At 64.8% G+C, this 26,470-nt stretch carries 24 protein-coding genes; 18 read left to right on the top strand and 6 right to left on the bottom strand.

The features are described from left to right. The first annotated feature begins 116 nt into the window (after window positions 1–116). The 12 genes from ABD002_RS13300 to metJ all read left to right on the top strand — a co-directional run bounded on the left by ABD002_RS13300 (window position 117) and on the right by metJ (window position 14,244). Window positions 117–1,385 (top strand): efflux RND transporter periplasmic adaptor subunit, encoded by a 1,269-nt coding sequence (locus ABD002_RS13300; RefSeq protein ID WP_343791881.1) that lies wholly within the window; start codon window positions 117–119, stop codon window positions 1,383–1,385. Window positions 1,386–1,483: 98 nt separating this feature from the next. Next, complete coding sequence (locus tag ABD002_RS13295) at window positions 1,484–2,212, top strand: ABC transporter ATP-binding protein (protein ID WP_343791879.1); 729 nt, start codon at window positions 1,484–1,486, stop codon at window positions 2,210–2,212. 20 nt (window positions 2,213–2,232) lie between these two features. Next, complete coding sequence (locus tag ABD002_RS13290; RefSeq protein WP_343791877.1) at window positions 2,233–3,537, top strand: ABC transporter permease; 1,305 nt, start codon at window positions 2,233–2,235, stop codon at window positions 3,535–3,537. Between the two features lie 11 nt (window positions 3,538–3,548). Beyond that, entirely contained in the window at window positions 3,549–4,766 is a 1,218-nt protein-coding gene (locus ABD002_RS13285; protein ID WP_343791875.1) for an ABC transporter permease, read from the top strand. 153 nt (window positions 4,767–4,919) lie between these two features. Beyond that, entirely contained in the window at window positions 4,920–6,680 is a 1,761-nt protein-coding gene (locus ABD002_RS13280) for a DUF885 domain-containing protein (protein ID WP_379989133.1), read from the top strand. Window positions 6,681–6,798: 118 nt separating this feature from the next. After that, entirely contained in the window at window positions 6,799–8,145 is a 1,347-nt protein-coding gene (locus tag ABD002_RS13275) for a sigma-54-dependent transcriptional regulator (RefSeq protein WP_343791869.1), read from the top strand. A gap of 34 nt (window positions 8,146–8,179) precedes the next feature. Then, window positions 8,180–9,493: a sensor histidine kinase gene (locus ABD002_RS13270; protein WP_343791867.1), complete on the top strand. Its 1,314-nt coding sequence runs from the start codon at window positions 8,180–8,182 to the stop codon at window positions 9,491–9,493. Between the two features lie 157 nt (window positions 9,494–9,650). Beyond that, on the top strand, window positions 9,651–10,619 hold the full coding sequence (locus ABD002_RS13265) for an SPFH domain-containing protein (RefSeq protein ID WP_343791865.1): 969 nt from the start codon (window positions 9,651–9,653) through the stop codon (window positions 10,617–10,619). Window positions 10,620–10,670: 51 nt separating this feature from the next. Then, the gene (locus ABD002_RS13260) at window positions 10,671–11,114 is read left to right on the top strand and encodes an NfeD family protein (protein WP_343791863.1); all 444 of its coding nucleotides are present in this window, start codon (window positions 10,671–10,673) and stop codon (window positions 11,112–11,114) included. Window positions 11,115–11,202: 88 nt separating this feature from the next. Next, the gene (gene gcvT / locus ABD002_RS13255; RefSeq protein WP_343791861.1) at window positions 11,203–12,291 is read left to right on the top strand and encodes a glycine cleavage system aminomethyltransferase GcvT; all 1,089 of its coding nucleotides are present in this window, start codon (window positions 11,203–11,205) and stop codon (window positions 12,289–12,291) included. Between the two features lie 203 nt (window positions 12,292–12,494). Beyond that, the gene (gene gcvH / locus ABD002_RS13250) at window positions 12,495–12,893 is read left to right on the top strand and encodes a glycine cleavage system protein GcvH (protein WP_343791859.1); all 399 of its coding nucleotides are present in this window, start codon (window positions 12,495–12,497) and stop codon (window positions 12,891–12,893) included. 928 nt (window positions 12,894–13,821) lie between these two features. After that, on the top strand, window positions 13,822–14,244 hold the full coding sequence (metJ, locus tag ABD002_RS13245; RefSeq protein ID WP_343791857.1) for a met regulon transcriptional regulator MetJ: 423 nt from the start codon (window positions 13,822–13,824) through the stop codon (window positions 14,242–14,244). 330 nt (window positions 14,245–14,574) lie between these two features. Here the strand turns inward: metJ and ABD002_RS13240 are convergent, their stop codons facing one another. From ABD002_RS13240 to ABD002_RS13225, 4 genes are read right to left on the bottom strand one after another with little or no spacing between them, the layout of a single operon-like run. Further along, window positions 14,575–14,703: a hypothetical protein gene (locus ABD002_RS13240; protein WP_343791855.1), complete on the bottom strand. Its 129-nt coding sequence runs from the start codon at window positions 14,701–14,703 to the stop codon at window positions 14,575–14,577. Continuing rightward, window positions 14,672–14,971 carry a hypothetical protein gene (locus ABD002_RS13235; RefSeq protein WP_343791853.1) on the bottom strand — a complete coding sequence of 100 codons (300 nt, stop codon included), beginning with the start codon at window positions 14,969–14,971 and terminating at the stop codon, window positions 14,672–14,674. The genes ABD002_RS13240 and ABD002_RS13235 overlap by 32 nt, the downstream gene beginning before the upstream one ends. After that, entirely contained in the window at window positions 14,968–15,366 is a 399-nt protein-coding gene (locus ABD002_RS13230) for a hypothetical protein (protein WP_343791851.1), read from the bottom strand. Before ABD002_RS13230 ends, ABD002_RS13235 begins: the two co-directional genes overlap by 4 nt. Before the next feature lies 1 nt (window position 15,367). Beyond that, window positions 15,368–15,664, bottom strand: coding sequence for a hypothetical protein (locus ABD002_RS13225; protein ID WP_343791849.1), 297 nt, complete (start codon window positions 15,662–15,664; stop codon window positions 15,368–15,370). 253 nt (window positions 15,665–15,917) lie between these two features. Here ABD002_RS13225 and ABD002_RS13220 point away from each other — a divergent pair, with 253 nt between their 5' ends. Next, window positions 15,918–17,000, top strand: a complete 1,083-nt coding sequence (locus ABD002_RS13220) for an energy transducer TonB (protein ID WP_343791847.1) — start codon at window positions 15,918–15,920, stop codon at window positions 16,998–17,000. 236 nt (window positions 17,001–17,236) lie between these two features. Here ABD002_RS13220 and ABD002_RS13215 read toward each other — a convergent pair whose 3' ends face one another. Continuing rightward, window positions 17,237–18,619, bottom strand: coding sequence for a serine hydrolase domain-containing protein (locus ABD002_RS13215; RefSeq protein WP_379989123.1), 1,383 nt, complete (start codon window positions 18,617–18,619; stop codon window positions 17,237–17,239). Window positions 18,620–18,702: 83 nt separating this feature from the next. Here ABD002_RS13215 and ABD002_RS13210 point away from each other — a divergent pair, with 83 nt between their 5' ends. The 3 genes from ABD002_RS13210 (at window position 18,703) to ABD002_RS13200 (ending at window position 23,706) form a co-directional block, all read left to right on the top strand. Further along, window positions 18,703–19,290: a LemA family protein gene (locus ABD002_RS13210; RefSeq protein WP_343791845.1), complete on the top strand. Its 588-nt coding sequence runs from the start codon at window positions 18,703–18,705 to the stop codon at window positions 19,288–19,290. A gap of 83 nt (window positions 19,291–19,373) precedes the next feature. After that, a complete protein-coding gene (locus ABD002_RS13205; protein WP_343791843.1) occupies window positions 19,374–21,329 on the top strand; it encodes a M48 family metallopeptidase in 1,956 nt (651 codons plus the stop codon). Between the two features lie 133 nt (window positions 21,330–21,462). Next, on the top strand, window positions 21,463–23,706 hold the full coding sequence (locus tag ABD002_RS13200) for a winged helix-turn-helix domain-containing protein (RefSeq protein ID WP_343791841.1): 2,244 nt from the start codon (window positions 21,463–21,465) through the stop codon (window positions 23,704–23,706). 282 nt (window positions 23,707–23,988) lie between these two features. On the opposite strand, the gene ABD002_RS13195 is transcribed toward ABD002_RS13200, so the two are convergent. After that, window positions 23,989–24,756 (bottom strand): DUF1223 domain-containing protein, encoded by a 768-nt coding sequence (locus ABD002_RS13195; protein ID WP_343791839.1) that lies wholly within the window; start codon window positions 24,754–24,756, stop codon window positions 23,989–23,991. Window positions 24,757–25,041: 285 nt separating this feature from the next. Here ABD002_RS13195 and ABD002_RS13190 point away from each other — a divergent pair, with 285 nt between their 5' ends. Both ABD002_RS13190 and ABD002_RS13185 read left to right on the top strand, forming a co-directional pair. Further along, entirely contained in the window at window positions 25,042–25,932 is an 891-nt protein-coding gene (locus ABD002_RS13190) for an AraC family transcriptional regulator (protein WP_343791837.1), read from the top strand. Window positions 25,933–26,165: 233 nt separating this feature from the next. Beyond that, window positions 26,166–26,470 (top strand): TonB-dependent receptor plug domain-containing protein (locus ABD002_RS13185; RefSeq protein WP_343792155.1); only part of this gene is annotated, 305 nt, incomplete at its 3' end.

The raw sequence follows: 26,470 nt of genomic DNA, 5'->3' as shown, positions 1-26,470 counted from the left end.
ACACTGTCCGTCGGCGATGAGATTGCCAATTAATTATTAATAATCAATTAGTTGAAGTATGGCACGCTCATTGCTGTAAATCGGGCGACACAGCCCACCACGGAGCCCGACCCCCAATGATCCGCGATACCTCGGCACAGGACCGCCAACTCGCCCCGCAGAAGAACCGCAGGAAGCAGATCGTCTGGATCGGCATCGGCGCGGCCGTGCTGGTGGCGCTGCTGGCCTGCATCCCGACGATCGTGCGACTGATGTCCGCGGACTCGTCGGCGAGCACCGCGCGGCTGCGCATCGCCGAGGTCAAGCGCGGCACGTTGACCCGCGACGTGTCGGTGCAGGGCAAGGTCGTCGCCGCGGTCAGTCCGACCTTGTACGCGCGCAACGCCGGCACGGTCACGCTCGACGTGCACGCCGGCGACAAGGTGAAGAAGGGCGACGTGCTCGCCGAGGTCGATTCACCGGAGCTCACCAACAAGCTGAAGCAGGAACAGGCGACGCTGGACAGCCTCGGCCTCGACGTCGAGCGCACCGGCATCGACAACCGCAAGAAAGAGGCCGCGGTGCAGATGGCCTTCGAGCAGGCGGTGATCGATCGCCAGACCGCGGAGCGCGAGGTCGAGCGCAACCAGAAGGCCTTCACGCTCGGCGCGCAGCCGGAGATGACCGTGCTGCGTGCGAAGGACGCGCTCGCGAAAGCGAAGCTCAGCGAGATCAACGCGCAGCACAATGTCGGACTCGATCGCGAGAGCCTCGCGTTCGACCTCAAGACCAAGCGCTTCGCATTGGACCGGCAGAAGTTGCTGGTCGACGATCTGAGCCGCCAGGTCGACGAACTCAAACTGCGCTCGCCGGTCGATGGCCAGGTCGGCCAGCTGATCGTGCAGCAGCGCGCGAACGTCGCGCAGAATGCCGCGGTGCTGAGCGTCGTCGACCTCAGCGCGCTCGAGGTCGAGGTGCAGGTGCCGGAGGTGTTCGCGCACGATCTGACCGTCGGCATGGCGGCCGAGATCCAGGAAGGGGGCGAGAAGTACAGCGGTGAAGTCAGCGCGATCTCGCCCGAGGTGCTGAACGGCCAGGTTACCGGCCGCGTGCGCTTCGGCGACCGCAAGCCGGCCGGACTGCGCCAGAGCCAGCAGCTGACCACGCGCATCCTGATGGACGAGCATCCGAACGTGCTGATCGTCGAGCGTGGCCCGTTCATCGACACCGGCGCCGGCCGCGTCGCGTACGTCGTGCGCAACGGCACTGCGGAACGCACGCCGATCCAGATCGGCGCGACCAGCCTCAACTCCGTCGAGATCGTCAGCGGCGTCAGGGAAGGCGACCGCATCGTGATTTCCGGTACTGACGACTTCAAGGGCGCCCAGCGTGTGGCACTGAATTAACCGGGAATCGGAAATGGGGCATCGAAAGAGCGCCCATGCCGCTTCCAGCTTTCCCAATCTCCACTCCCGATTCCCGATTCCCCTACGAGGCGAAGCCGATGTTGAAGATGACCCATCTGCAGAAGGTCTACCGGACCCATCTGATCGAGACCTATGCGCTGCGTGACTTTTCGATCAACGTGCGCGAGGGTGAGTTCGTCGCGGTGACCGGCCCATCCGGTTCCGGCAAGACGACCTTCCTCAATATCGCCGGCTTGCTCGAGGAATTCACCGGTGGCCAGTACCAGCTCGACGGCGTCGACGTACATGGCCTCAATGACGACAAGCGGTCGAAGTTACGCAACGAGAAGATCGGCTTCATCTTCCAGAGCTTCAACCTGATTCCTGACCTCAACCTGTTCGACAACGTCGATGTGCCACTGCGATACCGCGGCTTCGCGGCGCCCGATCGCAAGAAGCGTATCGAGGAGGCGCTGGGCCGCGTCGGCCTCGCCTCGCGCATGAAGCATTACCCGTCGGAACTCTCCGGCGGCCAGCAGCAGCGCGTCGCGATCGCACGCGCACTGGCCGGCTCGCCGCGCCTGCTGCTCGCCGACGAACCGACCGGCAACCTCGATTCGCTGATGGCGCGCGGTGTCATGGAGCTGCTCGAGGAGATCAATCGCCACGGCACGACGATCGTGATGGTCACGCACGATCCGGAACTCGCCGCGCGCGCGCACCGCAACGTGCACGTGATCGATGGCCAAGTCACCGACTTCGACGACGAGCCGACACTGCGCAAGCCCGCGCTGGACGACAGTACGGCCGCTGAAGCGGTCGCCTGAGACAGGCAGGAGGAATTCCCATGTTCGCCTACTACCTGCAACTCGGCCTGCGCAGCCTGCGCCGCAACCCGATCCTGACCGCATTGATGGTCGTGGGCATCGGGCTCGGCATCGCAGCCAGCATGACCACGTTGACGGTGCTGCACCTGATGGGCAGCAATCCGATTCCATGGAAGAGCGACAAGCTGCATTACGTGCAGCTGGACAACTGGAGCGCGGACGATCCTTTCTTCGATGACGGACGTCCTCCGGACCAGGTCACTTATCGCGACGCGGTGGCGCTGATGGAGGCCGGCAAGGCCGACAAGCAGGCTGCGATGTTCAAGCTGTCGTTGCCGATCCAGCCCGAGAACAAGGAACTGAAACCGTTCCAGTCGCTGGGCCGCGTGACCTATGCGGATTTCTTCGCGATGTTCGAGCCGCGCTTCAAGTACGGCGGCGCCTGGAACCGCGATCAGGACCATAGCCATGCGCGCGTCGTCGTGCTCGGCAAGGACATCAATGAGAAGCTGTTCGGCGGCCAGGACAGCGTCGGCCGAACGGTGCGCATGAACGGCGTCGACTACAGCATCGTGGGTGTGCTCGATGATTGGAAGCTGCATTCGAAGTACTACGACCTGACTGTCGGCGCGTTCAGCGAGCCCGACGAGTTCTTCATGCCGTTCACGACCGCGATCGACCTCAAGCAGCGTGCGAGCGGCAACAACAGCTGCTGGAAAACGCCGGCCGATGGTTGGGACGCGTATCTCGACTCGGACTGCATCTGGATCCAGATGTGGGTGCAGCTCGATTCGCCCGCGCGGTTGGCCGAATACAAGTCGTTCCTCGACAGCTACGTGGGCGAGCAGAAGAAACTCGGCCGTTTCCCGCGCCCGATCAACAACCGGCTTCTGGACGTGACCGAGTGGATGCGCGACCAGCGCGTCATCTCGCGCGATGTCGAAGTGCAGACCGGGCTCGCGTTCGCTTTTCTTGCGGTTTGCCTGGTCAACACGATCGGATTGCTGCTCGCCAAGTTCACGCGCAAGTCCGGCGAGATCGGATTGCGGCGTGCGCTCGGCGCGAGCCGGCGTGAGGTGTTCGCGCAGTTCCTGATCGAATCCGGCGTGGTCGGCCTGACCGGTGGTTTCCTCGGCCTGCTGCTGACCGGGCTCGGCCTTCTCGCCGTACGCGCGCTGTACACCGAGTACAAGACGGTCGCACAGCTCGACTGGTCCATGATTGCAACGACGATCGTCCTGGCCATCACTTCGGCGGTGCTCGCCGGGCTGTACCCGACATGGCGCGCGTGCCGCGTTCAACCCGCGGCACAGCTCAAGGTCTGAAGGAGAACATGATGGAACTCCGTCCGATTCTTTCCGCGCTGATGCGCAGCAAGGTGTCGATGATCCTGATCGGCCTGCAGGTCGCGCTGACCCTGGCGATCGTCTGCAACGCGCTGTTCATCATCGGCCAGCGCCTCGATCGCATGCATCGCCCGAGCGGCATGAACGAGACCGACACGTTCTGGTTCGGCAGCAACGGTTTCGGCCAGGGCTACGACGTGAAAGCTGTGCAACAGTCCGATCTCGCATTGCTGCGGCAGATGCCCGGCGTTGCCGACGCGACCAGCACGAACTCGGTTCCGATGAGCGGCGGCGGTTGGGGCACGGGCGTCAACCTGCAGCCGAAGCAGAAGACGCAAACTGCGCGTACGACGCTCTACATGGTCGATGCGCACGCGCTCGATACCTTTGGTTTCAACCTCGTTGCGGGGCGTAATTTCAAGCCCGAGGAAATCGAGTCGCACACGCAGAGCGAGCGCCTGCAGTCGGCGGCCGTCATCATGAGCAAGGCCCTGGCTGACAAGTTGTTCCCCAATGGCGATGCGCTGGGCAAGCAGATCTATCTGGACGATGACTCGCCGGCCAGCACGATCGTGGGCATTGTCGAGCGCGCACAACAGCCATGGGTCTGGGCCGACAACGATTCGATCGAGAACGCAACGTTGGTGCCGACTTACCTGCCGTACGGAAACTCCACGCGCTATCTCGTGCGCACCGAGCCCGGCCGTCGCGACGAGGTCATGAAAGCGGTCGAGCAAAAGATGTCAGAGGCGAACCCGAGTCGCATCATCGGCAAGCTGCGCAGCATCGAGCAGGTGCGCCGGGAGGCTTATGCGGGCGATCGGGCAATGGCGATCATCCTCGGCGCCGTCATCTTCGCGCTGCTCGGCGTGACCGCGCTCGGCATTGTCGGCATGGCCAGTTTCTGGGTCGCGCAGCGCACGAAGCAGATCGGCACGCGGCGGGCGCTTGGAGCGACCAAGTTCGACATCCTTCGGTATTTCCAGACCGAGAACTTCATCATCACCACGATGGGCCTGATCGCCGGCGGCATCCTCGCCTACGCGTTCAGCCTGTGGCTGATGCAGAACTACCAGTCGCCGCGGCTACCGTGGTACTACGTGCCGATTGGCTTCCTCTGCCTGTGGGCGCTCGGCCAGCTCGCCGTGCTCGGGCCTGCGCTGCGTGCCTCGCGCGTGCCGCCGGCGGTGGCGACACGCAGCGTGTGAGAGCGGCGGCGCCGCTTCGAGGACCCTCACTTCCGGCCTACTGACGCAACGCACGGGCGCCGCGGATAATGGCGCTCGATCCCGCCTTCCCGACCTGGAGTTTCCGTGTTGCCCAATCTCCTGAAACCAACCGTGCTTTCTGTCGCAACTGTGATGATCGCCGCTGGCCTGATGCAGTCCGTGCATGCGGGCGACGATGTCGCGACGCGCGTCAAGGCGCTGAACGCGCTGCTCGCCGAACAGTGGCAATACCAGATGAAGGAGTCGCCCGAGTTCGCGACGATGCTCGGCGACTACCGCTACAACGACAAGTGGAGCGACGTGTCGCTGGCACACGTGGCACAGCAGAAGAAGGATGCGGAAGGCTTCCTCAAACGCTTCGAGGCGATCGATACCCGCGGTTTCGGCGAACAGGACCGCCTCAACCAGCAGCTGATGGTGCGCCAGCTCAAGGATGGCCTGAAGGCGGTCGACCTCAAGCTCTATGAGATGCCAATCGACCAATTCGGCGGCGCTCATTTGCAACTCGCGCAGTTCGTCTCCGCCGTGCCGCTCGACAGCACGAAGCACTACGAGGACTATCTCGCGCGTTTGAAGCAGGTACCGCATCTGGTCGACCAGCTGATCGACGTACTCAGGCAGGGTGAGAAGGACCGGCTGATGCCGCCGCGTTTCCTGCTCGAGAAGGTGATCGGACAGTGCCGCTCGATCGCCGAGCCGGCTGGCGAGGCCAGCGCGTTCGGGATGTCGGTGGCGAAATTTCCGGATAGCGTCCCGGAGGCAGATCGCAAGCGTCTGCACGATGCGATCGTGAAAGCGGTCGACAGCGAGGTGCGCCCCGCCTATCGCAAGCTCGCCGATTTCGTCGAGAAGGACTATGCGCCGAAGGGACGCAACGAGCCGGGCCTGTGGGCCCTGCCGAACGGCGCCGAGCGTTACCGCTTCGCGGTCGAGCAGATGACCACGACGACGATGGATCCCGAGGCGATCCATCAGCTCGGCCTCGCCGAGGTCAAGCGCATCGAGGCCGATCAGTCTGCGATCGCGGTGAAGCTCGGCTACAAGGACCTGAAGGCGATGCGCGAGGCGCTGAAGACCGATCCGAAGGTGCACGCCGCGTCGCGCCAGCAGATCGTCGACCTCTACACCAAGTACATCAAGCAGATGCAGCCCAAGCTGCCGGAACTGTTCGGCCTGCTGCCGAAGACCAAGGTCGAAGTGCTGCCGACCCAGGAGTATCGCGAGAAGGAAGCCTCGGCAGCCGAGTACAACCAGGGTACGCCGGATGGCTCGCGGCCGGGCCGGGTCTACGTCAACACCGGCGACTTCAAGAACCGTTCGCTGCTGACGATCGAATCGACGGCCTATCACGAAGGCGTGCCCGGCCATCACATGCAGATCTCGATCGCGCAGACTCTGCCGGGCCTGCCGCCGTTCCGCCAACAGGCCGGCTACACCGCTTATATCGAAGGGTGGGCGCTGTATTCCGAACGCCTCGGCAAGGAAGTCGGTTTCTACCAGGACCCGCTGAACGACTACGGCCGGCTTTCCGACGAGTTGCTGCGTGCCGACCGCCTCGTGCTCGATACCGGCGTTCACTTCAAACACTGGACGCGCGAGCAGATGGTCGATTTCTTCCGCGAGCACTCCTCGCAGGACGAGCCGGATATCCAGGCCGAGACCGACCGCTATATCTCCACGCCGGGCCAGGCGTTGGCCTACAAGCTGGGCCAGCTCAAGATCCTTGAGCTGCGCGAGCGTGCCAAGAAGGAACTCGGCGACCGCTTCGACATCCGCGCGTTTCACGACGAGATCCTCAACGGCGGCGCGCTGCCGCTCGACGTGCTCGATGCGCGGGTGACCGCATGGATCACGGCGACGAAGGCGGCCACGTCGGTCGCGCACGCGTCATGAACCCGTTCGCCCCGCGTCGCGTGCGGCGCGGGGCGGACAATGTGTTAGAACTGCAACCTTCCAGCGCTGTGCCGCATCCAAGCGGCGCATGCGCGACCACACATCCAAGAACGAAGTCATGCGCACCGTACTGGTGATCGACGACAATCCGGCGGTCGGCACCGCGCTCGACCTCCTGCTCAGTCTGCGTGAGATCCGCACGCTGATCGCGCATTCGCCGGACGAGGGGCTGGTCACGCTCGCGCGCGAGGACGTCGACCTCGTCGTGCAGGACATGAATTTCAGCGCGGACACGACTTCGGGCGAGGAGGGCGTCGCGCTGTTCCGTGCGATCCGCGAACGCCACCCGGACCTGCCGATCATCCTGCTGACCGCGTGGACGCATCTCGAGACCGCGGTCGAGTTGGTCAAGGCCGGCGCGGCCGACTATCTCGCCAAGCCGTGGGATGACCACAAGCTGGTCGCGACCGTCGAGAACCTGCTCGAACTCTCCGAGGCGACGCGCGAGGTCGCGCGCTTTCGCGAGGAGCGCCGGCGTCGGCGCAAGGCGCTCGACGCGAAGTACGACCTGCGTGGCCTGGTGTTCGCATCCGCCGCGACGATGCGCGTCGTCGAACTGGCCTGCCAGGTCGCGCGAGCGGACATCCCGGTGCTGATCACCGGACCGAACGGTGCCGGCAAGGAACGCATCGCCGAGATCATCCAGGCGAATTCTTCGGTCAAGGGCGGCCCGTTCGTGACCGTGAACTGCGGCGCGCTGCCATCCGAGTTGATCGAGGCGGAATTGTTCGGCGCGGAGCCCGGTGCCTACACCGGCGCCGCGAACAAGGCGCGCGAAGGCCGCTTCGAGATCGCCGATGGCGGAACCCTGTTCCTCGACGAGATCGGCAACCTGCCGCTGGCCGGCCAGGCGAAGTTGTTGCGCGTGCTCGAGAGCGGCCAGTTCGAGCGCCTCGGTTCCAGCCGGACGCGCAAGGTCAAGGTGCGCGTGATCAGCGCGACGAATGCCGATGTCGGCGCGATGATCCGCGATGGCCGGTTCCGCGAGGATCTCTACTACCGTCTCAACGTGATCGAGCTGCGCCTGCCGCCGTTGGCCGAGCGCAGCGACGACATCGTGCCGCTCGCCGAGCATTTCCTCGACGGCGTCGCGGCGCTCGACGACAGCGCACGCGGCGCGCTGGCTGCGCATGCGTGGCCCGGCAACGTGCGTGAACTCAAGAACGCGATCCAGCGCGCCGCGCTGCTGTGCCAGGCGGGCGTGATCACCGCGCGCGATCTCGGCCTGGTGGCAGCGCGCGGTGGCAACGGCCGCATGGCGCCCGATGCCGAACCCGACCGCGAGATGATCGAGTCGGCGCTGAAGAGCGCGCGCGGCGTGATCAGCCAGGCAGCTGCGGAACTCGGTCTCTCGCGGCAGGCGCTGTACCGGCGCATGGACAAGCTCGGAGTGTCGGCTGGATAGCCCGGTTTCGCGTGCTTCGGGTTAGGCTTCGCCGATGCGCATGGTCTCGCTCGAAGGGAAACTCGCCGCCGCGCTTGCCGTCGCCGTGGTCGTGGCTGCCGCGCTGGCCGCGTGCGCGACGATCTGGTTCGCGTCGCCGTGGGTCGGCGCCGCGGCGGCGGTGCTGGCGCTGGGTATCCCAGCGCTGGTGTTCGCGCACCTGCTCGCGCGGCCGATCGCGGCGCTGATCCGCGCGCTGTCCGGCAGCGTGGTCGCGTTCCGCGATGGCGACTTCAGCTTCTCGATCGGCGCAAAGCGTGCAGACGAGATCGGCGATCTGGTCAGTGCGCACAACGAACTCGGTCGCGTGCTGCGCGAGGAGCGCCAGCATTTGTTCCAGCGCGAGCTGCTGCTCGATACCGTCGTGCAGCACACGCCGACGGCCCTGGTCCTGGTCGAGCAGGGCGGCCATGTCGTCTACGCAAACCTCGCCGCGCGGCAGTTGCTCAACGGCGGACGGCCGCTGAACGGCGAGCGTTTCGAGGAGATCGTCGCGACCGCGCCGCAGCCGCTCGCGCGCGCGATCGCGCGGGATGTCGACGGCCTGTTCAGCGTACCGTTCGAGCAAGAGGACGAAACCTTCCATCTCTCGCAGCGCGCGTTCAAGTTGCAGGGGCAGCCGCATCGGCTCTACCAGATCAAGCGACTGACGCGCGAACTCGCGCGTCAGGAAGTCGCGACCTGGAAGAAGGTGATCCGCGTGATCAGCCACGAGCTGAACAACTCGCTGGCGCCGATCCGTTCGCTGTCGCATTCCGGCCGCGAACTCGCCAGGCTCGGCGACATGAAGCGCCTGACCACGGTGTTCGACACGGTCGAGGAGCGCACGCGCCATCTCGAGGGTTTCATCCAGGGCTACGCGCGTTTCGCGAAACTGCCGCTGCCGCGGCCGCAGGCGGTCGAATGGGTGCCGTTCCTGGACGCGCTGTCGCGCCACTATGCGTTCCGCCTGGAAGGGGCCCTGCCGGCGTCTCCGGGTTTCTTCGATCGCGTGCAGGTCGAGCAGGTGCTGATCAACCTGCTCAAGAACGCGCACGAATCCGGCGGCGCGGCGGATGCGGTCGAACTCGGCGTGGTGCAGCACGGGCGCGAGGTGCGCATCGAGGTCGCCGATCGCGGCAGCGGCATGAGCGAGACCGTGCTGGCCAATGCGCTGCTGCCGTTCTACTCGACCAAGCGCAGCGGATCAGGTCTCGGTCTTGCGCTCGCGCGCGAGATCGCCGAGGCGCACGGCGGCCGCGTGCATCTCGCGAACCGGCGTGACGGCGGACTCGTGGTGACGCTGGTGCTGCCATCGGAGAAAACCTGAGCGGTACGGCGGTCAGCGGGAAAGCCGCAAAACCGTCTTTGGCGTGTCAAATTTCCAAGGGCGTGCCGCCTGCCCTTTCCGCTGACTGCTGACGTACCGCTCACGGTTTGAATGGCCTCGCCTATACTGGCCGCCTCATAACCGGGGAGCGCACACAATGGGTCTGGGCATCCTGCCGATCATCATCGTCGCGGTGGCGGTCATCATCCTCTACAAGCTCGTGCGCATCGTGCCGCAGGGATACGAGTGGACCGTCGAGCGCTGGGGCAAGTACACGCACACGCTGGACCCGGGATTCCATCTGCTGATTCCGGTCGTGCAGAACGTCGGCCGCAAGATGAACATGATGGAACAGGTGCTCGATGTGCCCTCGCAGGACGTGATCACCAAGGACAACGCGGTGGTCAAGGTCGATGGCATCGTGTTCTACCAGGTGCTCGACGCGGCGAAGGCGGCCTACGAGGTGGCCCAGCTCGAAGTCGCGATCGTCAACCTGATCATGACCAACATCCGCACCGTGCTCGGCTCGCTCGATCTCGACGAGTCGTTGAGCAAGCGTGACGAGATCAACGCGCGTCTGCTCAGGGTGGTCGATGAGGCCACTCATCCATGGGGTCTCAAAGTCACGCGCATCGAACTGAAGGACATCCAGCCGCCACGCGATCTGGTCGATTCGATGGCACGCCAGATGAAGGCCGAGCGCGAGAAGCGCGCCAACATCCTGGACGCCGAGGGCTTCCGCCAGGCCGCGATCCTCAAGGCCGAGGGCGAGAAGCAATCGGTGATCCTGGCCGCCGAAGGCGAGAAGGAAGCGGCGTTCCGCCAGGCCGAGGCACGCGAGCGCCTGGCCGCCGCCGAAGCGAAGGCGACCGAAGTCGTGTCGACCGCGATCGCGGGTGGCGACGTCAATGCACTGAACTATTTCGTCGCCAACAAGTACATCGAGGCGCTGAAAGCGATGGCGGAGTCGCCGAACCAGAAGATGCTGCTGCTGCCGATCGAGGCGACCGGTGTGCTGGGCTCGCTGGCCGGCATCGCCGAGCTGGCGAAGAATGCCCTCGAAAAGCAGGCTGTCGACAAGGTCGCGCCGCCGCGTACGCCAGCGCCGCCGCCGAATCCGCGCTAGCACTCGGCGACGAACCAACTTGGGCTTCGAAAATTGCCTTGGGGCATGCTGATGGACAACCTCGTCGACAACTACGGCTGGTGGCTGCTCGCGCTGGTGCTGATCGCGGCGGAGATGATCGCGCCGGGCTACTTCATGCTCTGGATCGGCATCGCCGCGGGCATCATGGGTCTCATCGCGCTGGTTGCGCCGGCCATGCCCGCGATCGTGCAGGCGATCCTGTTCGGCGTCCTCGCGATCGCATCCTGCGCGCTCTACTGGAAATTCATCCGTCCACTCGCGGAGCAGCGTGACGACCAGCCGCTGCTGAACCGGCGCGGCGAAAAACTCGTCGGCCAGCGCTTCGTACTGGTCGAACCGATCGTCAATGGCCGCGGCAAGGTCAAGGTCGGCGACGGCTCGTGGCTGGCCGAGGGGCCGGATCTTCCGGCGGGGAGCGAGGTCGAGGTCGTCGCCGTCGACGGGACGACGTTGCGGGTCAAGGCCCGGGTATAGCAGCCGCACGTTCGTCGGACGTACGCGGGAGGAAGACGCGAGGTCGTCTTCCCGCGATAATGCGCGCCCCCAAATCCAGATCGCCGCCATGACCCAGAAGACCGTCCTCAACGAAACCCACCGTGCGCTCGGCGCCAAGATGGTCGATTTCGGCGGCTGGGACATGCCGATCAGCTACGGCTCGCAGATCGAGGAGCACCATGCGGTGCGCCGCGACGCCGGCATGTTCGACGTCTCGCACATGACCGTGGTCGACCTGCGCGGCACGCGTTGCCGCGAGTTCCTGCGCCATCTGCTCGCCAACAGCATCGACAAGCTCAAGGTGTCGGGCAAGGCGCTGTACTCGTGCATGCTGAACGAGCAGGGCGGGGTGATCGACGACCTGATCGTGTATTTCATGGCCGAGGACTTCTTCCGTGTCGTCGTCAATGCGTCGACGCGCGACAAGGATCTGGCGTGGATCGAAAAGCAGGCCCAGACGTTCGACGTGAAGGTCACCGAGCGGCCCGATTTCGCGATGATCGCGGTGCAGGGCCCCAATGCACGCGACAAAGTGCTCGGCCTGCTCACGCCGGAGACCCGCGCGAAGGCGGCTAAGATCGGCAAGTTCGTCGCGGCCGAAGGCGATGGCTTGTTCATCGCGCGCACCGGCTACACCGGCGAGGACGGTTTCGAGATCATCGTGCCGGAGGCGCAGGCAGTTGCGCTATGGAACAAGTTGAAGGAGGCCGGTGTTGCGCCGGCCGGGCTCGGCGCGCGCGATACGCTGCGCCTCGAAGCCGGCATGAACCTGTACGGCCAGGACATGGACGAGACGATCACGCCCTGGGAGGCGAATCTCGGCTGGACCGTCGCGCTCGACGAGGGCCGTGCCTTCATCGGCCGCGGCGTGCTCGAGAAGCAGAAGACCGATGGCGGACATCGCGTGATGGTCGGCGTGGTCATGGATGACAAGGGCGTGCTGCGCCATGGTCAGCGCGTGGTCACGCCGAACGGCGATGGCGAGATCCTGTCGGGAAGCTTTTCGCCGACGCTCGGCAAGTCGATCGCGTTTGCGCGCGTGCCGGCTGGCGCGTCCGGAACCCTGCAGGCGGACATCCGCGGCAAGCTGGTGCCGGTGCGCGTGGTCAAGTACCCGTTCGTGCGCGACGGTCGAAGCCAGATAGAGATGCCTTGACTGCGTGCGCCGGGAGCGCATGCGAACAGCGCAGCCGACCCGCAGGGCGAGCGCCTGGATGGCGCGAGTAATGGCATCTCGATCCGGCTGAGGGGATGCCGATCGGGGTGCGCACCAGGGAAGGTTCGACTACGCTAGCTATTCGGGCCATGTAGAATCCGCGCCGAGCGGTTCGAATCGATCACACATCCAGGACATTCGTCATGCAAGAGATTCCCGGCGATCTGAAGTTCATGAAGTCCCACGAGTGGGCGCGCGTTGAAGACAAGGGCACGGTCACCTGCGGGATCTCCGATCATGCGCAGGGCCTGCTCGGTGATCTCGTCTATGTGGAGCTGCCGAGCGTCGGCGATACGGTCAAGGCCGGCAATGCCTGTGCGGTCGTGGAATCGGTGAAGGCGGCATCGGACGTCTATGCGCCCGTCTCCGGCGAGATCGTCGCGGTCAACGAGGCGCTGCCGGACAAGCCCGAGACGATCAACGAGGATGCCTATGGCGACGGCTGGATCTTCGTGATCAAGCCGGACAACCTTGCCGAGGAGCAGGAAGAGCTGCTCGATCCGGACGCGTACGCCGAACTGATCGAGAGCGAAGACCACTGACCCGCGCGTTCCGCGCGAGCATCGAACAAGGGCGCGCATTGACGCGCCCTTGTCGTTTTCGGGATGCCGAAATTCCCGGTCCGGAACCCCGAGGACCGCCGGGTGGTTCGTCCCGCAACGCGAAGCGGACGTCGGCGCGGCACTGGAAGTGATCGGCATCGCCGTCCGTAGCGCCGGCGCGACTCCGGTCCCAAGCGGCTGTGCAAGTCGCCATCGAGATGATCAGCGTGAGTGAGTCCAGTCCGGAGAACGGACACTGCGGCGCCGCGAACGGCAGCATGAGCACGCTCAGGTTGCGCTCGAAGCTCGCGACGATTCCGTCGTGCACGATGTTTCGAGCGAGCGGTCTTTCGTGAATTCGCGATCGATTTGTTGAAGCCAGCCGCGATGATCGCCGATGTACACGCGAAGGAAAGAAGTCGGCCGCGGCGTCACGCCCGGCGATGAATATCCGGAACCCGGCGACGCGTTCGCGGTGTGCGCAACCTGACGAAGCAGAGTGCCGAGGTTCGATCGATTTGCCCGTGAGCCGCTCTCCGCGCTCCCCCGATCGCAAAAATATTTTTCGGCCGTTCACCCGCCATTGGGGCGCACGACGCGTGCGAACCGAACGCGCGCGCGCGTTTGCGGAATCATTCGCATGCGGTCAATTTTCGCATGAGCATCGCGCGGTATATGCGAGTGGAGAAAGTCCTTGAAAGCCGCGCCACTGCTTGCTCTCAGGGCTTTTCATATATTCCATGTGCGTATTTTACATTGGACGTCTGGACGTCTATGCGTCTTGAACGTTGCGTATCTCGAGCCCGATTTATGGAATTTTCGGGGGGCGTTTCCGGCGTCCAGCAGTCGTGTGGGAACTGCTTGTTTCCCCTAAGAAATTTGTTGACACGCGCACGCGACAGTAATAGTTTCCGCGTCGGCGTGACAAATGAATAAAGGAATCATGACCGCGACTCGTTTCATCGTCCCCTACATTGAGCACGGTACAAAAGCCGGGTCGGTGAAAAAGATCACGGTGTCGGTTCCCTTCCACATTCTCAAGCTTCTGTCCGACGAACGGACCCGCCGCCAAGTCGGCAACTTGCGCCACGCCACCAACAGCGATCTGCTGTGCGAAGCATTCCTTCACGCTTTTACTGGGCAACCACTGCCAACTGACGAGGAGCTAAGACGCGATATGGCTATGAAGAAAGCAGCTGCGAAGAAGAAACCCGCCAAGAAGGCCGCCAAGAAGGCGGTGAAGAAGACCACCGCCAAGGCCAAGACCGCCACCGCTCGCAAGACCGGCGCGGCCAAGAAGCCGGCAGCGAAGAAGAAGGCTGTGAAGAAGGCAGCCAAGAAGGCCAAGTAAGGCCTGCCTGTCGATCGAGCGCGGTGTCTGCGCGCCGATTATCGCTACCGGCTTCGTACCGGTGTCTGGTGCGAAGCTGGTCAGCAGCAAGCAATACCTGTAGTTCGCAATACCTGTAACAAAGCAGTACCCAAGCAGTACTCGGAAACCGAATTACTCTCCCTGCGGATACGCCCAGCGCAGGGAGAGCATTTCCGAAACCCCTCGCAGCAACTCTCCCCCGTCCGATCCGCCAGCCCTGACGCGTCTCGTCAGACGTCGTCGCGCGCCTGCGCCGGGAACCGATCATCGTGATAGCCGCATCGCGAGCACGCCGTCCTGAACGCGCGCTCAGGCGATGATCTTCGCGCAGCTCATCAGTGGCACCGCTGTGCTGACGGCGATTGCGCGTCGGCGGGCATGGGCGGTGGCGATTCCGTCGATGTCGTCATGCGCGCGGTTCCGGATGATGGGCGGCATCGTCGCAGTCCACGTTGTCACGAACGAACAGCGCACTGACCGGCGTGCGCAACGTGGATGCGAGCAGGCTGCCGATGCGCACGAGCCCGCGCAGCGGCAACAGGCTGGTTGCCAGGCCGCCGGCGAAGCCGCCGCCGACGATCCAGGCTTCGCGATGCCGCATCATGCGGTCGCGCATCGTCCGTGTCTGCGCGTCCCACTCCGCACGTTCCAGAAGGAGGCAGCGCTCGGCGAGCGCGGCGTCGCGTCGGCGTGCCCGCAGGCTCATGCGCGCGCGCGGCCGATCTGGCCGAGCACGCGCCGTGTGCGCGGCAACGACAAGTCGCGCCAGCAACCTCTCATCGCAATCAGCACGATGCCGACGCCGAGCAGGTTCGCGAGTGCGATGCCGCCGATGCCATAGAACATGTGGCCCGTCAGTTCATAGATACCGGCCGCGATCGCCGCGTTGGTCGCGAGCCACGTACCGACGCCGAGCAGCACCAGGACGAAAGCCAATCCGACCAGCACCAGCGCGCTGCTGCGCGCGAGTCGCAACTCGGCGCGCAGCAGCGCCCATGCAGCTTCCGCTACGTGCATTGCCTGCACGAGCGCGGCGCCCGCCACGGAGAGCGTGTCGGCCGCGTGGGGCGACTCGTGCGTCGACTCCTCAGGCTTGTCCATGTCAGCGGCCTCGCAGCCAGCGCGACACCACGACGCCCGCCGCGAACGCGATGCCGAACGCAGCCAGCGGATGCTCGCGCACCTGTTCGACGGCCGCGTCACTGAATTTCTTCGCCCCCTCCGCGAAGCGCGTGCCGGCGTCGCGCAGGTCGTCCTCGAGCTGCGCGCCATTCGCGCGCAACTTGGCGCGCAGCCGCTGCAGCTCCTCCTTGGTGCTTTCTGCCGTTTCATGTGCCGCCGCGGCGATCCCATCGGTGGCCTCGTCCAGGGGCTGCTTCATATCGCGTACGTTTGCCATGGCTTGATCCTCGATTGGTCGTGGATGACCACGCGACGATGCCGGTACACGCAGATTGGATCGCTGTCGCGGACCAGTGTGTCGTGTGTCGGTCGAGCTTAAGCAGTCGAAACTGAACGGGCGGGCTCCGCAGCGCCCCAGCCGTGGGCCTGGCTGGGCGGCATGCATCGTGCATTTGCCAATTGCGTTATCTTTGCGTTTGCATGCGGCACAACCGCCGTGTGCGAAATCCAATGCTCGGGGGGATGAGATGTTGAGTTCAAACAACTTGGGCCGCGTGTCGACCATTGCGCGCGGCGGTGTATCGATCGATTTCGGCCGGGCGTCCCTGCGTCGGATGCGCGGTGCGGTTTCGGTGACCCAGCTCGTGGTCGCGGCGATCCTGATCGCCCTTATCGGGTTCGTGGCGTGGTGGTTTCTCGGCCAGTCCGGAACCTCGATCACCGCGACCGCCCCATCGACGACCGCGGCTCCCGGCACCACTGCGGCGCCGGCGCCCACCGCGGCAGAAGATCTCACGGTCGACCAGCTCTACAAGGAAGCACGTGTTGCGATGGGCGAGAACCGCATGGTCGCGCCGACCGGCAACAACGCGTTGGAGTACTACCTGCGCATTCTTGCCAAGCAGCCTGACGATACGGGTGCGACCGACGCGTTGCGCGAACTGTTTCCGTTCGCGACCGGCAGCGCGGAGGACCAGATCAATCAGGGCAACTTCGACGAGGCCAATCGCATCATGGGCCTGCTCGCGAAGGCGGATCCAAGCAACTACACGCTGACGATCCTGCGCAGCAAGCTCGACGCGAAGAAGAAACAGAATGACCGTGAGCAGCAGCAGGCGCAGCAGGCCGCCACCGCCGCTGCGGCTGCCGCGGCGCGAGCGCAGGCCCCTGCTCAGGCTGGAGCAGCCACACCGGAATCGACGGCAGCGGCCGGCAGCACAGCGGCTCCCGCGGCCGAGACGCCGGGCGCCGCCGCGCCCAAGCAGACAGTCGCGCGTGCGACGCCCACGCCGACGGTGGCGCCGCCGCCGGCTGCATCGCCCGAGCAACCGGTCGGCGAGACGCGCGACGTGCGCGTCGTCACGCCGCCGCGGCCGTCGTATCCGGCCGCCGCCGCGCGCAATCGCCAGGACGGCTGGGTCGAAGTGGAGTTCACGGTCGCTGCGGACGGTTCTGTTCAGAACGCGAGAGTCGTCGGCGCCAACCCGGCGCGCCTGTTCGACCGTGAGGCGGTCCGCGCGATCGAGCAGGCGAAGTTCGAGCCGCGACTGGACAAGGGTCAGGCAGTCGCCACGACCATGCGGCGCCGGATCGAGTTCAAGCTCGGTCAGTGACAAGTGGGAGATGGCCGCGGCGTCGGGTCGCGGTCATCTCCGGATCTGGTCGACTGGGATCAGTCGGCATTCCTGCATGTGCCGGACCGAGACGCCCGGATGTCATGCGCGCGCCCGTGCTGTCAATTTCGGACAAATCAGGCCAGCTGCTGGCTGATTAGTTGTCTCTGGTTGGGCCTTGCAGCCGGATGTTTCCGCGACGGCATGCATCGGCTTCCGCGGGAACACGTGGCCGGTCAGTCCGCGCCACCTACATCGGAGGTCGTGGCGCTGTCGATTCCCGCCCAGTTCACCTCGGGCAGGCCGAGATAGCGATCGAGCAGCATCGGCATCAGGCCGGCCGGCAGACCCGACTCGCAGTTCCACAGCATGACCGCTCCGAAGCGGTACTTCGGCAGGAACGCGATCATCGCGCGATAGCCCTGCACCGCGCCTGCATGGAACACCAGGGTCTCGCCCGCATAGTCATAGATGCGCCAGCCGAGCGCGTATTTCGCATCGTTCAGACGGCCGCGCCGCCACAGCGAGGCGCGCGTTTCGCGCGTGGTCTCGACCAGCGGCGTATGCAGTTCGCTCAGCAGGGCGGGCGACATCACGTTCGGTCGGCCACCCATCTGCGCGATCAGCCACTGCTCCATGTCGCGGATGCTCGCGTTGACACCGGCTGCGGGTGCCACGCGGTAGTAGCTTTCATTGGGTGTGAACGGCACCCAGCCGCCGCCGGCGCGCCGATGAGGGCGCGCCCAGCTCTTCGAACCTTCCAGTGCGTCGCGGCCATAGGTCGCGGTGTCCATTTGCAGCGGATGGAAGATGCGCTTCTCGACCTGGTGGTAGTAGAAATCGCCGGTCGTGGCGTAGGTGACATCGCCGATCAGGCTGAACGCGATGTTCTGGTAGCCGTAGCAGTCGCCGACCGGGCAGGCCAGCGGCACTTCCTTGAGACGGTCGACGAGCAACTCGTAAGGCTCGTCCTGTTCGAGCAGGTTGTCGTAGGTGTTGTGCGGCAGGCCCACGCGGTGGCTCAGGATGTCGCTCACGGTGAGCTTCTGCGCGCCCGTCACATCGTTAAGAGTGAACGTCGGCAGCACGCCGGCGATCTTCGTATCCCAGTGCAGCCGGCCGTCTTCGACCAGCAGTCCGGCCATCGCGGTCGCGAACGCCTTGGACAGCGAGGCGAGGCGGAACACGGTGTCGCCGGAGACATGCTCGCGTGTGCTCCAGTTCGCAAAACCGACGCCGCGTTCGAGCAGAACCTTGTCGTCCTTCACGATTGCCGCGGCGAGTCCGGATATGTCGCTGGATGCCTCGATCCCGTCGAGCCAGCGGTCGAATTCGCGCGCGATGCCGGCAGCGTCGTGCGAGACCGCGCGCGGGTCGGCAACCGGAATGACGACCGGCGCGGCGATGACGACGTTGCGCGCGTGGATGGAGACCTTTTGCCCGCGACTCGCCTGCGCCTTCTTGCCGCGCGACCCAGCGGCCTTCTTCGCAGCGGCCGTGTTGGCGGTCGCTTGCGTCGACTTCGACTTCTGCGTTTTGCCGGTGGCGCCGGCGGATGCTGAAAATGCGGCTGCAAGTGCCGCAAACAGGATGATCAGGACGCGCGGGGTACTGCTCAATTCGGTCTCCGGGGTCTGTATCGACCCTCGTGTTATGCTCAAAATCGCGCCGATTCTAGCCCCATAATGAAAAGGAAAGAAACATGAGTCTGGTCATCGTGCTGGCGATACTGATCGGTATCGGATTCTTCGTTGTCGGCCTTTATAACGGACTGGTAACCGGCCGGAATGGCTACAAGAATGCGTTCGCGCAGATCGACGTGCAGTTGACCCGCCGTTATGACCTGATCCCCAATCTGGTCGAGACCGCGAAGGCCTACATGGCGCATGAGCGCGGCACGCTCGAAGCGGTGATCCAGGCGCGCAATTCCGCGGTGTCGGGGCTGTCCGCCGCGAAGTCGAATCCGGGCGATGCGGCCGCGATGCAGCAGCTTGCCGGCGCCGACAACGCGCTGACGCAGACGCTCGGCCGGCTGTTCGCGTTGTCCGAGGCGTACCCGGATCTCAAGGCCAACCAGACCATGATGCAGCTCAGCGAAGAGCTGACCTCGACCGAGAACAAGGTCGCCTTCGCGCGGCAGGCCTACAACGATGCGGTGATGGGCTACAACAACCGCCGCGAGGTGTTTCCGGGCTCGATCGTCGCGAACATGTTCGCATTCCAGGCGGCCGAGCCGCTGAAGATCGAATCCGACGCCAAGCGCGACGTGCCAAAGGTGGCGTTCGGGTAAGCGTGAGCGGCACAGCGGAGCTGCGCTCGCCGCCGGCCATGCCGACCGCGCACGGCTGACCGCTCACCGCTCGCTCGCTTCGCATGAATTTCTTCGCACACCAGGACCAGGCCCGGCGCCAGACCCGGCGCATGCTGCTGCTGTTCGCGCTCGCGGTGATCGCGATTGTCGCCGCGGTCGACTTCGTGCTCGTCGTCGCGCTCGGCCTCGGTGATGCGCGTCACACGAATGGCCAGGGCAGTTGGGGCGGCCTGTTTGTCGTCAGTGTGTTCGTGCTGATCGTGATCGGACTCGGCTCGCTCTACCGCATCGCGACCTTGCGCGGCGGCGGCGCGGTGGTCGCACGCGAGCTCGGCGGCATGCCGGTACCGACCGACACCGGCAACTTCGCGTACCGGCGCTTGCGCAATGTGGTCGAGGAGATCGCCATCGCGGCCGGCGTGCCGGTGCCGGAAATCTTCGTGCTCGAGGACGAGGCCGGCATCAATGCCTTCGCTTCCGGCTATGCGCCCACCGATGCTGCGGTCACGGTCACGCGCGGCGCGCTCGACAAGCTCACGCGCGAGGAACTGCAGGGCGTGATCGGCCACGAGTTCAGCCATATCCTCAACGGCGACATGCGGCTCAACATCCGCCTGATGGGTGTCGTGTTCGGCATCCTCGTGCTGGCCACGATCGGGCGCAAGATCGCCGAGTTGTCCGGTCGCGGCCGCGACCGCGACTCCGGCGGGGCCGTAATGTTCGGCCTTGCGCTGCTTGCGGTCGGCTACATCGGCGTGGTTTTCGCACGCATGATCAAGGCCTCGATCTCGCGCCAACGTGAATTCCTCGCCGACGCATCGGCGGTGCAGTTCACGCGCCAGACCGAGGGCATCGCCGGTGCGCTGAAGAAGATCGGCGGCCTCGCCGAGGGGTCCAAACTCGCCAGCAGCGACAAGGAGGAGGTCGCGCACATGCTGTTCGGCGATGGCGTCGGCTACTCCGCGCTGTTCGCGACGCATCCACCGCTGGACGAGCGGATCAGACGACTCGATCCGTCGTTTCACACCGAGCAGTTCGCAGCGATCGCCACGGCGTGGGCGCAGCCGACGCTGGTCGGCGAGGACGGCGCCGATCGCGCGGACGTTTCGATCGCGGGCTTCGCGCCGGCATTCGCGACTCCGTCCGGGCGCGCAAGCACCGGTGCGGCATTGCCTGCGGCGGACACCCAATTGCGCGTGTCGCCGAAGGCGGTCGTGCGTCAGGTCGGCAATCCCGGCAACGATGACCGCGCCGCAGCGCGGAGCCTGCATGCGGCGATTCCGGAACCGCTGCGCCAGGCAGCCTGGCAGGCCGGGCAGGCGATGCCACTGGTGTTCGCGCTGCTGTTGAACGTCGAGGCGGATACGCGAGCGCGCCAGCTCGATCGGGTCGTCGCACACTACGACGCCGGCACGCGCGCATTGGTCGAGGCGCTGGCGGCGCAACTCGCCGACTTGCATCCGATGCAGCGTCTGCCGCTTGCCGCACTCGCGTTTCCGGCATTACGCCGACGCCCGCGTCCGCAGCTGACCACGTTCATGATCGTATTGCGCGAGCTGATCGATGCCGACGGTCGCGTCACGCTCGAAGAGTACTGCCTGGCGACGCTGATCCGCGTGCAGGTCATGGAGGCATTGAATCCTGCCGCGACGCAGGTGATCGGACGCACGAGGCTGCCCGAAGTGGCGGCGGAACTGAAGGATCTGCTTGCGATCGTTGCGCAATACGGTCATGACGACAGCGCACCCGCGCAGCGTGCTTATGCCTTGGGTCTGCACGCGGTACTGCCGGACGCCGCGATCACCTATGCACCGCCGTCCGAATGGGCGTTGGCGCTGGATCGCGCGTTGCCGAGGCTCGATCTGCTCGCGCCTGCGGGCAAGGAACTCGTTGTCGGCGCGTTGACGCTGGCGATCAGCGCGGATGGCATCGTGAGCGTGGCGGAATCCGAATTGCTGCGAACCGTTTGCGCAGCCCTGCATTGTCCGTTGCCGCCCTTGTTGCAACGGTTCGCCTGACTATTGCGTCTAACAGGCGCAATGTGTTGCCGTTAGTGCGCATTTTGGCCCATATTGCCGATCTGGCTGTAAGGAGTTGCCGAAGCAGCGCGCTTCAGTTCCTGCCGATGCGGCTCCTCGTGGATATCCCGTCATGAATCTGCATGTTTCCCCGCAACGTGCGACCGACACCCTGCTGGCGCGCTCGAATCTGAGGCTGCGCATCGGCGAGCACGTGATCGACGTCGGTGCGTTGCGCATCGTCACGCGGCCGGATTTCCCGCGCTTGACCAGCAAGGCTGTTGCGGTGCTGATCGAGCTGGTGCGGCATGCCGGCGCGACGGTAACGCGTGATGAACTGCTCGACCGCGTATGGACCGGTCGCTTTCCGACCCCCGATGTGCTCACCCAGGCGATCAAGGAACTGCGCCGCGCATTCGTCGACGACAGCAAACCGCCACGGTACATCGAGACGATTCCGAAAGTCGGCTATCGGCTGATCGCTCCGGTCCTGGTTCTCGACGGTCCCGCCGACAGCATCTTCGTCGAGAATGCGTCGCTCCGGTCGCTCAATGACAGCGAGGATCCCGCGGCTGACGCGCGAGACGAGACGGAATCAGCCGCATCGCGGCAGCCGGTGCCGTTACGCGCATGGAAATGGGTGGTGCCTTCGCTGTTGCTGGTTGCGGTTGGGCTTGCAGTCGCGGTTCTTGCGGGCAGGACGCTCCAGCCGGGCGATTCCGCTGCGCCGACGTGGCACGTGAGCGACGTGCATGCGCTGACCTCGGACCCCGGGTCGGAATACCGGCCGCACCTGTCGCCGGACGGGACGCGTGTCGCGTTTTCGATATTCGATCCGGAAACCCACGTGGAGCGCCTCGTGGTGCGCACCGTCGAGCCATCGCAGCTCGTTCACCTCAGCAGCGGCGGAACGACGATCGAAGCGTTGCCGGCGTGGTCGCCGGATGGTACGCGCATCGCATTCGAACGCCTGGGGCCGAACTATTGCGAGATATTCGTCGCTTCAAGTCTTGGCGGCGACGAGCGCGAAGTCGGTACCTGCCAGGACTTCAACTACAGCTACTTCGACTGGACCCCGGACGGTCGGAGCCTGATTTCCGCCGAACGCCCGGACGGCGGCAAGGGCGGACTCACGCTGTTCACGTGGAATCTCGATGCCGGAGAAAAGCACGGCCTGCGATACGAGCGGGCGGCGGACGCCCAGGATCTCGATCCACACTATTCGCCTGATGGGCGCTGGATCGCGTTCCGGCGTGGGGTCGCGCCTTACAGCGATCTGTATTTGATGTCGTCGGCAGGCGGCAGCGTGCGTCAGGTGACGCGTATTTCCGCGCGCATCTTCGGGTTTACATGGACGGCGGACGGTCGGACATTGATCTACTCATCCGACTACCTGGGGCCTGCCGCCTTGTATGCCGTTGATGTCGAAAGCGGTCGCACGCAGGCTCTCGGAATCGGTCCGGCGGAGTTCCCGCATGCGGCGCGATCCGGCGACGCGGTGGTCTATGAAATCATCCGTGCACAGCAGAAGCTGACGGCTATGTCACTGCGGGCGGATGCGGCGCCTTCCCGAGTGCTCGCGCCATCGACCGGAAGCGACTATGCGCCCGTGCTGTCTCCATCCGGAGATCGCATCGTCTTCACATCCGATCGCAGTGGACAAATGCAGCTGTGGCTCCACGACAGGTCGTCCGGTTCAACGGTCCAGCTGACCGAGGACGCGGAAATGCCCGTGATGTCCGCGAATTGGAGCGCCGACGGCAAGCACCTGGTTGCCTTGCAGCGCAATGCGAGCAACAAGAGGCTGATCGAAATCGAGCTCTCGAGCCATCGCCAGCGTGTGTTGTCCGCGCCGGACGAGAATGTCATGTACGGCATGTACGGCGTCGATCCGGACAGCTATCTGTTCGCAGTCCACACATCGGGCAGGAACAGCGGACTGATCCAGCTCGACCATCCCGGCACGCCGCAGGAGACGCGCAAGATCATCATCCCCGGTGTCGCCTATGCGCAAGTCGATGAGAAAACGCGATCGCTGTACTACACGACAAGCGCGGCAGACGGCCTTTTTCGTCGTGATCTCGGCGGTGGCGCCGATCATTTCATCACCTCCGGGCCCACATTGGGTCTGATGAACGGTTGGCGCCTCGTCGATGGACGTGTCTGGTATCTCGCGGATCTTGGCGTGAGGACGATGACCCTGCACGAGTTCGATCCGGCGAACGGGAAAGACCGCGCGGTAGCGAAGCTCGGCGCACTGCTGGAAGATCTCAGTTTCAGCGTGACTCCCAACCACGACGCCATCATCTTCACGCCCGTCGATGTCGAGGATACCGACGTGGGCATGTTCCGCCTCGCGCGCACGAGCGGGCGCTGAGGGAACAGGCATCGCGCCCGACACCAAGCCCGCAATTTCCGTCACATCGCGTGTATTTCCGTGCAACCCGCCTGATCGGGTGCTCGCACACACTGTGCTGGCCCTCCAACGGGCAGATGTGTCACAGCATCGAAGTGCGAAACCCTCGGCGGCCATCGGGTTCGGGACCTTGATGGTCGCCATTTTTTTGGGCGCGCGTCGGCGCAATTCGTCGTCGCCCACAGTGCCGGCCGATCCCGTCCCGACAGGATTCGGGGAACACGCGCCCGACGGACTGTCACATCACGGCAAGCGCTTGCATTGATCCAGTGGCAGGCGCAGCACCTGCACGATTTCACTGTTCTTCGCGTCCTCGACGAACGCGACCACGGCGGACTTCGCCGGATCGAACCCGGCCGGCAGCTTCAGCTCCGCGCCGGTTTCCGCTTGCGCCGGCGTCAGCGGGCCTGCGAAGTCGCGCACGACCAGGTCGTGATCAAGACGCTTGCCGCGGTTCTCGCCCGCCTTGACCGAACTGCTCAAGCCATTTTCACTGAGCGCGACATCGACCTGATAGCTCGAAGGCAACGAGGTGCCCGATGGGCTTGCGACCTTTGCAAGGATCGTGGTGCCCAGCGCGACATCGAGGCTAATGGGGAGTGGATCCGCGGTTCCGAACGCTGGTGGCGCCGCCTTCGGCCAATTCGTCCAGACATGCCCGTCCACGATGACCTGCGGCGTATAGACGATGCCGGCCTGGGTGTTGAAATGCGTGGTCTTCGCGCTGTGTTTCACGAGCAATTTCTGCCGTGCGGTATAGCGCGGATCGGCGAACGGGTCGCGCCAGCCCTGCGCGTCGAAATAGTCCACGTGGAATTCGAGGCCGACATAATCCTTGCTGGTGCGCAGCGAGCTCATCCAGCGTTCCGCTGGAGGGCAGGAGGCGCAACCTTCCGCGGTATAGAGCTCGACCAGGTGCGGTCGTTGTGCTCCGCTCTGGGCAACGCATGCGGCAAGCAGATCGGACGGGAGGATGGCGAGTGAGCCAAGAAGCAGGAAGAGTTCGCGCATGTTGATACCTCGCCGTGTTGACGGCGTTCGACAGCGGAAACTTAGGGCATTGCCCACGACCATCTGTTGCGAATGTTGCTGGGTGGACGAGCCGGAGAGGGCCCTCCGCCCGCGATGCCGTTCTCCCTGGGCGCCGATGGCCGTCTGCGCCATCCGCACAGAACTCACTGAATTTCCAAGAATTTCAGTTGCGACACCGCAAGATTTCTCGAGGATTTCGGAAGGATTTCCTGACCGGGCGGGCGGCCCTGGCTAGAAGAGTGGGGATTCGCAAGAGGAATTCCCATGATGGTGGAAACACATTCTCTCGGCCACGGATCCAACCTCGATCTTGCGGTCAAGTCGCCGGCTCATGCGGAGGGCAGGAAGCTGATCGCGGTCGTCGGTGGCGGGCGCGGCTGCGCGCTGCGTGTGAGTGGGCCGGCGACGGTCATCTGGCTGCCGCTGCGCGGTCGCTTGCAGATCGACGCGACAAATGCCGACAGCGTCGCGTCGCCTGGGGAGTTGCGCGTGACCGAGCCGGATTCGCGCATCCATGCGATCGGGCGTGGCAACGCGATCTGGCTGGCGTTGCTCGGCCACCCCGCGGCCTGGCGCGCCGCGCTGGGCGGCTTGATTGAACCGTCGATGCCGGATCCTGTTCTGGTGCCGGCCCGACATCGTGCCAGTCATGCGATGCGGCGCGACGCCGTTGCGTTCGTGCGCGCGCTGGATGATCGCAGCCGAAGCGACCGGGCCGAGACGCTGTTCGAGGGGCTGGTCGAGCTCCAGCGCGCATTCGCGCCAGCCATCCTGCGCTGCCCCGGACGCACCTTCGCGCAGCGCCGGCAGGTCTTCGTGCGGCTCCAGCGCGTGCGCAATTATCTCGCCGCGAACTGTCATCTGGACATCGACAACGAAGCGCTCGCACGTATGGCGAGCTACTCGCCCTGGCATTTCATTCGCGCATTCCGCTCGGCGTACGGGGAGACGCCCCATACCTATCTCGTGCGCCAACGACTCGAACGGGCGAAGCGCCTGCTCAGTGCCAGTTCGCTGGCCATTGCCGAGATAGCGCTCGCCAGTGGTTTCGAAAACCGCTGCGCGTTCTCGCGCCTGTTCCGCCAGCGCTTCGGGGTCACGGCCGGCGCAGTACGGCGTGGCGGCTACGAGGTTGCCGTGTCGATGGCGCGTTGAGCGATCGCGCAATTTCGGCAACGCCGCGCACCCGTCATCGGCAACGTCCGGGCTTCACAAGTTTTTAAGTTCCCACTGACGCGGGCCGCGAATGTGCGACCGCATAGCATGGCTTCATGACAGGAGAAAAAAACATGTCCAACTCTCTGCTCCGAGAGGCAGTTCGACACGGTTTGCGTACATACGGCATTGCCGGAGCGACGCTGGCCAGCGGATTCATCGCGCTCCCGGCAATGGCGCAGGACGCGGCACAAGACCAAAGCGGTCAGAAACTTGAAACCATCACGGTAACGGGTTCGAACATCCGTCGCGTCGATATCGAAACGTCCAATCCGGTCGTCACCATCGATCGCGCCGCGATCGAGAAGACCGGCAAGCTGACCCTGGGCGATCTGGTCCAGCAGCTGCCGGCGGTCACCGGTCCGAACATGAACCCGCAGGTCAACAACAGCGGCGGTACCGGTTCGTCGAGCATTGGCCTGCGCGGCCTCGGCTCGCAGCGCACGCTGGTCCTGATCAATGGCCACCGCTTCCTCAG

Origin of the sequence: Dokdonella soli (assembly GCF_039523175.1) — a bacterium.
Lineage (GTDB): Bacteria > Pseudomonadota > Gammaproteobacteria > Xanthomonadales > Rhodanobacteraceae > Dokdonella_A > Dokdonella_A soli.
This window is presented reverse-complemented; position numbering and strand designations above follow the sequence as displayed.

Coding starts and splice junctions, on each gene's coding strand:
- ABD002_RS13300 (WP_343791881.1), top strand. CDS start 117: ATGATCCGCGATACCTCGGCACAGGACCGCCAACTCGCCCCGCAGAAG.
- ABD002_RS13295 (WP_343791879.1), top strand. CDS start 1,484: ATGTTGAAGATGACCCATCTGCAGAAGGTCTACCGGACCCATCTGATC.
- ABD002_RS13290 (WP_343791877.1), top strand. CDS start 2,233: ATGTTCGCCTACTACCTGCAACTCGGCCTGCGCAGCCTGCGCCGCAAC.
- ABD002_RS13285 (WP_343791875.1), top strand. CDS start 3,549: ATGGAACTCCGTCCGATTCTTTCCGCGCTGATGCGCAGCAAGGTGTCG.
- ABD002_RS13280 (WP_379989133.1), top strand. CDS start 4,920: ATGATCGCCGCTGGCCTGATGCAGTCCGTGCATGCGGGCGACGATGTC.
- ABD002_RS13275 (WP_343791869.1), top strand. CDS start 6,799: ATGCGCACCGTACTGGTGATCGACGACAATCCGGCGGTCGGCACCGCG.
- ABD002_RS13270 (WP_343791867.1), top strand. CDS start 8,180: ATGCGCATGGTCTCGCTCGAAGGGAAACTCGCCGCCGCGCTTGCCGTC.
- ABD002_RS13265 (WP_343791865.1), top strand. CDS start 9,651: ATGGGTCTGGGCATCCTGCCGATCATCATCGTCGCGGTGGCGGTCATC.
- ABD002_RS13260 (WP_343791863.1), top strand. CDS start 10,671: ATGGACAACCTCGTCGACAACTACGGCTGGTGGCTGCTCGCGCTGGTG.
- gcvT (WP_343791861.1), top strand. CDS start 11,203: ATGACCCAGAAGACCGTCCTCAACGAAACCCACCGTGCGCTCGGCGCC.
- gcvH (WP_343791859.1), top strand. CDS start 12,495: ATGCAAGAGATTCCCGGCGATCTGAAGTTCATGAAGTCCCACGAGTGG.
- metJ (WP_343791857.1), top strand. CDS start 13,822: ATGAATAAAGGAATCATGACCGCGACTCGTTTCATCGTCCCCTACATT.
- ABD002_RS13240 (WP_343791855.1), bottom strand. CDS start 14,703: ATGCCGCCCATCATCCGGAACCGCGCGCATGACGACATCGACGGAATC.
- ABD002_RS13235 (WP_343791853.1), bottom strand. CDS start 14,971: ATGAGCCTGCGGGCACGCCGACGCGACGCCGCGCTCGCCGAGCGCTGC.
- ABD002_RS13230 (WP_343791851.1), bottom strand. CDS start 15,366: ATGGACAAGCCTGAGGAGTCGACGCACGAGTCGCCCCACGCGGCCGAC.
- ABD002_RS13225 (WP_343791849.1), bottom strand. CDS start 15,664: ATGGCAAACGTACGCGATATGAAGCAGCCCCTGGACGAGGCCACCGAT.
- ABD002_RS13210 (WP_343791845.1), top strand. CDS start 18,703: ATGAGTCTGGTCATCGTGCTGGCGATACTGATCGGTATCGGATTCTTC.
- ABD002_RS13205 (WP_343791843.1), top strand. CDS start 19,374: ATGAATTTCTTCGCACACCAGGACCAGGCCCGGCGCCAGACCCGGCGC.
- ABD002_RS13200 (WP_343791841.1), top strand. CDS start 21,463: ATGAATCTGCATGTTTCCCCGCAACGTGCGACCGACACCCTGCTGGCG.
- ABD002_RS13195 (WP_343791839.1), bottom strand. CDS start 24,756: ATGCGCGAACTCTTCCTGCTTCTTGGCTCACTCGCCATCCTCCCGTCC.
- ABD002_RS13190 (WP_343791837.1), top strand. CDS start 25,042: ATGATGGTGGAAACACATTCTCTCGGCCACGGATCCAACCTCGATCTT.